We start from the raw sequence: 9,329 nt of genomic DNA on the forward strand, positions 1-9,329 counted from the left end.
CGCCATAGCGGCGAAATTGGAAAGATATTAGATGCACGCTTATCGTACCCACAACTGCGCAGCCCTTACCAAGGCAAATGTCGGCGAAACTGTCCGTTTGTCGGGCTGGATTCACCGCAAACGCGACCATGGCGGCGTTCTGTTCGTCGATTTGCGTGACCATTTCGGGCTGACCCAGATCGTTGCCGATGAAGATTCGCCTGCTTTGCCTATTCTCGATGGTTTGAAGCTGGAAAGCGTTGTCACCATCGATGGCGAAGTAAAAGCCCGCGCCGAAGGCACGACCAATGACAATCTGCCAACCGGCGACATTGAAGTGTTCGCACGTGCAGTCTCGGTTCAGTCCAAAGCAAACGAATTGCCGCTGCCGGTTGCGGGCGAGCAGGATTATCCCGAGGATATTCGCCTGAAATACCGCTTCATCGATCTCCGGCGTGAGACGATGCACAACAACATTATGCTGCGTAGCCAAGTGATCTCTTCGATCCGCCGCCGTATGACCGATCAGGGTTTCAATGAAATCCAGACACCTATTCTGGCGGCATCGAGCCCTGAAGGCGCACGCGACTATCTGGTGCCAAGCCGTCTGCACCCCGGCAGTTTCTATGCGCTTCCACAAGCGCCACAGATGTTCAAGCAGCTGCTAATGGTTGCCGGTTTCGACCGCTACTTCCAGATTGCGCCGTGTTTCCGTGACGAAGATCTGCGTGCCGATCGCAGCCCCGAATTCTACCAGCTAGACCTCGAGATGAGCTTCGTCACACAGGAAGACGTTTTCCAAGCGCTTGAGCCTGTGCTCGCTGGTGTGTTTGAGGAATTCGCTGACGGCAAAAGCGTAACGCCCGCAGGCGAGTTTCCGCGCATCCCTTATAAGGAAGCGATGTTGAAATATGGATCGGATAAGCCCGATCTGCGCAACCCGCTGTTGATCAGCGACGTCACCAGCCATTTCACGAAATCAGGCTTCGGTTTGTTTGAGAAAATCGTTGGCGGGGGCGGGGTGGTCCGTGTGGTCCCTGCGCCCAAGACCAACGAGAAGAGCCGCAAGTTCTTCGACGATATGAACAATTGGGCCCGCGGTGAGGGTTTCGCTGGTCTTGGCTATGTCACCCGCAAAGGCGGCGAGTTCGGCGGTCCGATTGCCAAGAACCACGGCCCTGATCTTATGGCGAAGCTCTATGACGAGCTCGGCCTTGGTGACGATGACGGCCTGTTCTTCGCGGCTGGCAAAGAGAAAGAAGCGGCCAAGCTGGCTGGTGCTGCGCGGACTCGTGTTGCCGAAGAGCTCGACCTGATCGAGGAAGGCTGCTTCAAATTTTGCTGGATCGTCGACTTCCCCATGTTCGAATATGACGAAGAGCAGAAAAAGGTCGATTTCAGCCACAACCCGTTCTCTATGCCGCAAGGCGAGATGGAGGCGTTGGAAACGCAAGACCCGCTGGATATCCTCGCTTGGCAATATGACATCGTCTGCAACGGCTATGAGCTGTCCAGCGGTGCTATCCGGAACCACAAGCCCGAAATCATGTACAAAGCCTTTGAGCTTGCTGGCTACGACAATGCGACCGTCGACAAAGAATTTGGCGGCATGATCGAGGCATTCAAACTGGGCGCACCGCCGCATGGCGGTTCTGCCCCAGGCATCGACCGCATCGTGATGCTGCTCGCCGATGAGCCGAACATTCGCGAAGTTATCGCGTTCCCGCTCAACCAAAAGGCACAAGACCTGATGATGGGCGCGCCGAGCGGCGTATCAAACGCTCAGCTGCGCGATGTACATATCCGCGTTGTCGAACCGCCAAAGCCCCAAAGCGAACAAGGCTAACTGAACAAGGTTGAACGAAACATTCAGCGGTGATTAAAACGCCCGAGGCTCATTTGATGGAACTGAGCACTTAGGGGGTTTTTGATGACAGTTAGTTTTGCGCGCCGTTTATCGGCTGGTTTTCTAGCGATTGCTTGCGCGGGCCTGTCGGCTGGTGCTGCCAATGCCGAAACTCTGCCAGTGGCAGGTATCTATCCAGCTGGAAATGACGCCGCTGCGTCTGTAAACTCTATCGCGATCGAAAATTTCGGCGGCGACAAGGGCTCCTCGCTCAGCTTTGCCATATCCGACGCGCTTGAGGGTGCGGTGCTCTATGGCGAGCCGTACTTCCAAATCTTCGCCAGTGATGATGGGAATGCCGATGCAATATTGCGCGGAGAAGCCAATGGCGAGGCAGTCGAAACCGAATTGGATGACCGCAAAGTCACCAAATGCGAGAAGAAGGACAAGGACAAGAAGTGCATCAAGGAGAAGGTAACATATTACGCCTGTTCACGGCTTGATGTCCGTCTCTATCCACAAATCCGCTTGATCGGGGCCGATGGCCGCGAGATTTATCGCAAGCGTGATAGTTTGTCCGCTTCGGAAGATTATTGCGCGGATGATAGCTCCACACCTTCTATCGAGGAAATGCTCGACGGGATGGTGAACAGTTTCGCCCGAACGGTGCGTTATGATCTAGCGCCAGTCTATCGCAACCAAGACATCCGTGTTCTCGAGAGCCGCAAGGGCATGACGGGAGACGCCAAGAATGCGTTTCGCAGTGCGGTCAAGCTGACCAAAACCGATATCAAGGCCTCCTGCGACGGGTTCAGGGCTCTGGAATCCAGCGATCCGGAGCATGTGTCGGTGTTGTTCAATATTGGTCTGTGCGCGGAGGGAGAAGGCGAGCTTGATCTGGCGGCCGACTATTACCGGCGCACTTTGGCGGCTGAGCCGGGCAAAGACTATGCCGAGAGTGGATTGCGCAGAATTGGCCGGCGCGAGCGTGCAAATACACAGTTAGATGCGCATTATGGTCCGGAATTAGAGGACGGCGCTGCCGAAGTTGGCTCACCAAATTCCTGAACTGGTTTTGCCGAACCCTTGAGTATGTGCGGTGCGATACCCACATCTCATCCAAGCCTGCAGGAAGACCCCCTTGCCAGCAAGGCCGCCGTTCATTAGGGCGACAGGTGAAAGTTTAACCCCCAAATTGAGAGGGAAATTATGAGCGATAGTGCTGACCGCGTACAGAAGATTGTTGTTGAGCATCTTGGTGTTGAGGCCGACAAGGTAACTCAAGAGGCCAGCTTCATCGATGATCTCGGCGCAGACAGCCTCGACATTGTCGAGCTGGTGATGGCGTTTGAAGAAGAATTCGGTGTGGAAATTCCTGACGATGCGGCTGAGAAAATCGCCACCGTTGGTGATGCCACCAAATATATTGATGAGCACAAGGGCTAAGCGCCTATCCCGCTGTGCTCGCTTAGTGGCCTGACCCCAAAACTTTTGAGTGGGCCGGGTGGCCAGCGGGAAATTGACAGGCTCGCCCCTTAACTGGGTCGGGCCTGTTGTTTTTTGGAGCTGAACGCTCTGTTGGAGAATGCAATGCGTCGTGTTGTCGTAACCGGACTTGGTCTTGTCACGCCTTTGGGTGGTGATGTCGAAACGTCATGGGCGAATATCCTTGCTGGCAAGAGCGGGGCAGGCCAGATCACGCACTTCGATACCGAAGGGCACAAATGCACCATCGCATGCGAAGTTAAGTCGAAAGACCACGAATACGGCTTCGATCCCGATAAACGCGTCGATCATAAGGTTCAGCGCCAAGTCGATCCGTTTATAGTGTTCGGCATCGATGCCGCGGGACAGGCTTTGGAAGACGCAGGTCTGGAAGAGATGTCTGACGCGATGAAATTGCGCGCTGGTTGCTCAATTGGCTCAGGTATTGGCGGGCTTCCGGGGATCGAAAGCGAATCTCATGTTCTGCGCGATCGCGGCCCAGGCCGGGTTAGCCCTCATTTTGTCCACGGACGGCTGATTAATCTGATTTCCGGCCAGGTTTCGATCAAATACGGCCTGATGGGCCCAAACCACGCGGTCGTGACTGCGTGTTCGACCGGTGCACACTCGATTGGCGATGCCGCGCGGATGATCCGCGACGATGATGCGGATATCATGCTCGCTGGCGGTGCTGAGGCGACAATTTGCCCGATTGGCATCGCAGGCTTTGCACAGGCGCGTGCGCTCAATATGAGCATGAATGACCGCCCGGAAGAAGCCAGCCGCCCCTATGACAAGGACCGCGACGGTTTTGTGATGGGCGAGGGCGCCGGTGTGGTCGTTCTCGAGGAATTTGAGCACGCCAAGGCGCGCGGAGCGACAATTTACGCTGAAGTGGTCGGATACGGCCTCTCAGGCGACGCTCACCACGTTACTGCTCCGCATCCTGAGGGTTCCGGTGCTTATCGCTCGATGGAAATGGCGCTCAAGAAGGCAGGCCTGACCCCGTCAGACATCGATTACATCAACGCGCACGGTACATCGACCATGGCGGATACTATCGAGCTAGGGTCGGTTAAGAACCTGTTTGGCGACGCAATCGGCAATGTATCGATGAGTTCTACCAAGTCAGCGATCGGCCATCTTTTGGGCGGTGCAGGGGCCGTAGAGGCGATTTTCTGCATTCTGGCGCTGCGCGACCAGATTGTGCCGCCGACGCTCAATCTTCACAATCCGGATGACGGCACTGACGGTGTCGATCTGGTGCCGCTGACTGCGAAAAAGCGTGAGGTAAAGGCAGTACTGAACAATAGCTTCGGCTTTGGCGGAACCAACGCCAGTCTGGTGATGAAGAAGGCTGACTGACCATGCGTAAGCTAGGCTGCGCCTTAGTCGCGATTGTGGCGCTGCTAGGCCTTGCTGCGGGTGGGTGGTTTACCGCCGGGTGGTATGGCTCTTCAGAAGTTAGCGAAGATACGCAGTTCGTTGTCTCTTCCGGCTCTAGCCTAACATCGGTCGCGCGCCAGCTAGAAGCTGATGGCCACATCGCCTCAGCCGACGCATTCTTGCTCAGAGCCAAGATATTGGGCGGCGGGGACCCGGTGCAGGCGGGCGAGTTTATGCTGTCTGCCGGGGTCAGCCCCGCACGCATTCTTGAGACATTTCAGAAGGGCGATGTGATCCGCCGTTTCGTTACCATTCCAGAAGGAATGCCATCGATCATGGTGCATGAAAGATTGATGGCTGAACCACTGCTGACGGGAGAAATTCCCGTTCCAGAAGAAGGCTCTATTCTGCCTGATACATATGATTTCGAGCGTGGTGAGGAGCGCACCAAAGTGCTTGCGCGGATGCAGGTTGCAATGCGCAATTTCCTCGCTGAAGCTTGGCCGAAACGGCAGCAAGACATTGCCGTTAGTTCTCCCGAAGAAGCAGTGACGTTAGCTGCGATTGTCGAGAAAGAAACCGGTATTTCATCGGAAAGACAACAGGTTGCAGGGCTTTATTCAAATAGAGTCAAGGAAGGTATGCTACTTCAGGCAGACCCGACGATTATCTATCCGATAACTAAAGGAAAACCACTTGGTCGGCGTATTAGGCAATCTGAAATACGTGCTTTAAATGATTATAATACATACACAATGACTGGTTTGCCTAAGGGGCCGATCACCAATCCGGGAAAAGCCTCGATTGAGGCTGTACTAAACCCTGCCAAAACAACGTCGCTCTACATGGTCGCGGATGGTACCGGCGGGCATGTATTTTCGGATACTCTGGCAGAACACAATGCCAATGTTGAACGTTGGCGCGCGGTGCAGCGCGAACGCGGCGAGAGGTGATCCTCAATCGCTAGCGCAGCGTTCATAATCACTGCGGAACTGCCGCCTGATCTGGCGAAATGGGCGACTGCGCTTCGCACCGAGCATTTCCCGCCAGAGCGTAATTATCTTTCGGCGCATGTCACCCTGTTCCACGCATTGCCCCCATCATGCGCAAGCGAGGTAAAGACCGCACTTGCGACAGAAGCGGCTGAAAATGCGCCTGTTTACGGTCAGCTTGAAGGCGTGATGCCGCTGGGCCGCGGAACCGCGCTGAAGCTCGTGAGTCCGGCGATGATCGATATCTGGCGCAATTTGGCCGACCGGTTCCACGGTCTGCTCATCCCGCAAGACGGGCATAAACCCCGTCTTCACGTGACTGTTCAGAATAAAGTCCATCCCAAGGAGGCAAAGGCGCTGCAGGTGGAGTTGGCGCCGGTTATCGATCCGCGGGCGTTTCATTTCACCGGATTGTCGCTCCATATCTACCGCGATGGCCCATGGGAATTCGTTCGAACCTATCCGTTTCGCGGGCGCTGAGAAGTTTTCCCGCCGCGTGCGCGTTTGCTGTTGACCGAGCGACACGGCAGCCCTAAATGCGCCGCCTGCGCAGGCACACCGGTTGAACTGGGGCCGCGCTGGCCCGAAATCGGGGCCCTGAAAGGGGCGGAGTAGCTCAGCTGGTTAGAGCAGCGGAATCATAATCCGCGTGTCGGGGGTTCGAGTCCCTCCTCCGCTACCAACTTCCTCAACAGTTCGTCCCTCAGGTGAGCAGTCTCTCAACGCCGAGAACTGCACTCAGTCTTGCGAACGTTCTCAAAACAGTGTGCCTCGATGCCGAAAATCGGCCTGCCATTAACCAATTGGAAATGATGGAAATCGTGGGGAAATACCGAGGTTGACGCTACGGTGAGCAGCACTTTCTTGGCAGTGCGTCGACCTGAACACCGAATTAACCGCGAAATACGGCGGTATTCTGCCGTATTTTCACGTACCCGCTAACTGCTTGGTAACCCTTTTTCTCCATAAATCGCGGCATGAAAAATGCACGTAGAACATACTCCGTCCTTACAGCCGCGCTCGCTGTCCCGTTTTTCGCGACACCCGTCCTCGCTGGAGGAGTGCCTGCCGGCACGCTGATCGAGAACACGGCGAAAGCCACCTATGACGCGGGCGATGGTCCGGAGACGATTGACTCCAACACTGTCGTTCTCCGCGTTGATGAGCTTCTCGACGTTGCTGTGGCATCGCTCAATGCGGGGCCGGTCGCTACATCGTCTGGCGGTGCAGTGCTCACTTATTCGGTGACCAACACCGGCAATGGCCCTGAAGCGTTCACGCTCACGGTGAACCCGGCAGTCGGCGGCAATGACTTTGATCCGACAGTCGATGGCATTGCGGTCGATACCAATGGCAACGGGGTTTATGATCCGGGCGTCGATGACATCCTGACATCACCCGAGACCACCGAAATTCTCGATCCGGATGAAGCACTGACAGTATTCGTGCTGCTCAGCGTTCCACCGGCAGCCGTCGACGAGGACGAAGCGCAGGTCGATCTGCTCGCAGAAGCTGTTACCGGCACCGGTACGCCTGGCACCACCTTTGCGGGAGCGGGTGTAGATGGCGGTGATGCTATCGTTGGCCCCGATGGTGCTGACGACAACGCACTGGGCACGATCATAGTCGGCATTACGACAGTTGATCTGGTCAAATCAGCCATCGTGCGCGATCCGTTCGGCGGCACCAGTGTGGTTCCCGGCTCGGTCATTCAATACACGATCCGTGCTGACGTTACCGGCTCCGGTTCGGTTGATGATCTGCTGATCACCGACCCTATTCCAACAGACACAACATACGTGCTGACCAGCCTCACGCTCGACAGCGGTGCTCTTACCGACGCCGCTGATGGCGACGCTGGCGAAGCATCGGACGCGGCCGGAATTACGGTCGATCTGGGCACCGTCAATGGCGGCACATCCCATTCCATCACCTTCGACGTCACAGTCGATCAGTAAGGACTAAAGCAATGAAAAAAGGTCGCATTTTTGGAATTTTTGCAGCGCTGGCAGCGCTCGTTTCCGCGCCTGCCATGGCGCAAAATGGCCAGTCTGTCGCGCTGAACGGCGACGTGATGGTTGTCAAAACGATTAATGAAGACGGCGCAGAACCGCGAACAGAACTGGTTGAACCAGATCTGGTCGTTCCTGGCGACCGCCTTTTGTTTCGCACGAACTACGAAAACACCAGCGCCGAGTTGGTTGAGAATTTCGTTGTCACCAATCCGCTCAGCTCCGCCGTGCAACTGGCGCCCGACACATCGGGCGACCAAGTCGTTTCGGTCGACGGAGGTAAGAATTTCGGCGCTCTGAGTGCGCTGACTGTGACTGAAGAAAGCGGAACCGTCCGTTCTGCCTTGGCATCGGATGTCACACATCTTCGTTGGACGCTCGCCAGCCTTGAGCCGGGCGAAAGCGGCCAAATCACTTTTTACGCAATCGTTCGCTGAGAGGCGAATGGTAACTGTCTGGTCTCGTGGGCAGTCGGGGAAGCATGAGACATTGTAGAAGGACCAATAATATGAAACGCACTAAGCAATTGCTTGGGGCGGTGAGTAGCGTAGCTCTCATTGCCTTCAGCACAGCTCCGGCCTACGCGGCCGGAACTCAGGCGGGTCAGCCGATTACCAACGAAGTTTTCGTTGATTATCAAGTCGGTGGATTCGACCAAACCCAAGTCAGCGATACTGACACGATCACCGTCGACCGCAAGATCGACCTGACCGTGGCAGAGACCGGCAACATCGGCCGGACGCAAGTATCGCCAAACCAAACGCAAGCTGTCATCGAGTTCGAGGTTACCAACCTGTCGAACGACGTGGCTGACTTCGTACTGACGGCAACACCGGCAGCAGGTAATGACTTTACGCTCACCAACATCATCATCTTTGTCGATGCCGACGCCGATGGTGAATATGATGTTGGCGAAGAAGTCACCTATCTTGACGAACTGGCAGCCGATGGCGTCCAGCAAGTTCTGGTAGCAGCCGATATTCCGGTTACTGCAACAGCTGGTCAAACTGCTGATATCGTCCTGACTGCTCAGGCGGCAGAAGGTGGTACTATTGGTGTCGAAGGCGACATCTATGATGCAACCAACACGTCTGACGACACTGAAGCAAATACCGAAGACGGAACCGTTAACGCGGCCAACGTTGATACGGTTCTTGCAGATGGTGCAGGTGATGATGATGCTGTCGAAGACGGCGCATTCTCTGACACCGACGGCTATGTCGTTGCTGCTGCGGACGTTAGCGTCTCGAAAGCAAGCACGATCATTAGCGATCCGGTAAATGGTACTTCGAATCCGAAGCCAATTCCGGGTGCGGTTGTCGAGTATTGTATCGCGGTAACGAACGGTCCAGGTGCAGCTCTTGCGACTGCCGTAAACGTGGCCGATACGCTGCCTGTCGATCTCGAGATTGACGATGTGTTCGGTGTGTTCATCGACGGTACCGTAGACGGAACCGGAGACTGTAACGCCGATGGTACCGACAATGCGAACAGCAACTTTGTCGACAACGCCTTAGGCACACCTGATGAGGTTTCGGGCACGCTTAGCGATCTTCCTGCTAGCACGACCCGCACCCTCTACTTCCGTGCGACGATTAACTGATCATCTGATTAGTTAGGATCTACGCT

At 55.6% G+C, this 9,329-nt stretch carries 9 protein-coding genes and 1 tRNA gene; all 10 read left to right on the forward strand.

Translation table 11 applies throughout. The annotated features are described in order from the left end of the window. Positions 1-31: 31 nt before the first annotated feature. The gene (gene aspS / locus J9777_RS03390; RefSeq protein WP_209347369.1) at positions 32-1,825 is read left to right on the forward strand and encodes an aspartate--tRNA ligase; all 1,794 of its coding nucleotides are present in this window, start codon (positions 32-34) and stop codon (positions 1,823-1,825) included. 84 nt (positions 1,826-1,909) lie between these two features. Continuing rightward, the gene (locus J9777_RS03395; RefSeq protein ID WP_209347370.1) at positions 1,910-2,893 is read left to right on the forward strand and encodes a hypothetical protein; all 984 of its coding nucleotides are present in this window, start codon (positions 1,910-1,912) and stop codon (positions 2,891-2,893) included. Between the two features lie 141 nt (positions 2,894-3,034). Continuing rightward, a complete protein-coding gene (locus tag J9777_RS03400; RefSeq protein ID WP_160613687.1) occupies positions 3,035-3,271 on the forward strand; it encodes an acyl carrier protein in 237 nt (78 codons plus the stop codon). A 144-nt stretch (positions 3,272-3,415) separates the two neighbouring features. Next, positions 3,416-4,675: a beta-ketoacyl-ACP synthase II gene (fabF, locus tag J9777_RS03405; protein WP_209347371.1), complete on the forward strand. Its 1,260-nt coding sequence runs from the start codon at positions 3,416-3,418 to the stop codon at positions 4,673-4,675. Positions 4,676-4,677: 2 nt separating this feature from the next. Continuing rightward, complete coding sequence (gene mltG / locus J9777_RS03410; protein ID WP_209347372.1) at positions 4,678-5,649, forward strand: endolytic transglycosylase MltG; 972 nt, start codon at positions 4,678-4,680, stop codon at positions 5,647-5,649. Between the two features lie 51 nt (positions 5,650-5,700). Next, the gene (locus tag J9777_RS03415; RefSeq protein WP_245228607.1) at positions 5,701-6,168 is read left to right on the forward strand and encodes a 2'-5' RNA ligase family protein; all 468 of its coding nucleotides are present in this window, start codon (positions 5,701-5,703) and stop codon (positions 6,166-6,168) included. A 125-nt stretch (positions 6,169-6,293) separates the two neighbouring features. Beyond that, positions 6,294-6,370: transfer RNA gene (locus J9777_RS03420), tRNA-Met, on the forward strand. Positions 6,371-6,665: 295 nt separating this feature from the next. Further along, positions 6,666-7,646 carry a hypothetical protein gene (locus J9777_RS03425; protein ID WP_245228493.1) on the forward strand — a complete coding sequence of 327 codons (981 nt, stop codon included), beginning with the start codon at positions 6,666-6,668 and terminating at the stop codon, positions 7,644-7,646. Between the two features lie 11 nt (positions 7,647-7,657). Next, a complete protein-coding gene (locus J9777_RS03430; RefSeq protein WP_209347373.1) occupies positions 7,658-8,137 on the forward strand; it encodes a hypothetical protein in 480 nt (159 codons plus the stop codon). Between the two features lie 71 nt (positions 8,138-8,208). Beyond that, positions 8,209-9,303 carry a hypothetical protein gene (locus tag J9777_RS03435; protein ID WP_209347374.1) on the forward strand — a complete coding sequence of 365 codons (1,095 nt, stop codon included), beginning with the start codon at positions 8,209-8,211 and terminating at the stop codon, positions 9,301-9,303. The last annotated feature ends 26 nt before the right edge of the window (positions 9,304-9,329 follow it).

Source organism: Pontixanthobacter sp. CEM42, from assembly GCF_017812015.1.
Taxonomy (GTDB): Bacteria; Pseudomonadota; Alphaproteobacteria; order Sphingomonadales; family Sphingomonadaceae; genus Pontixanthobacter.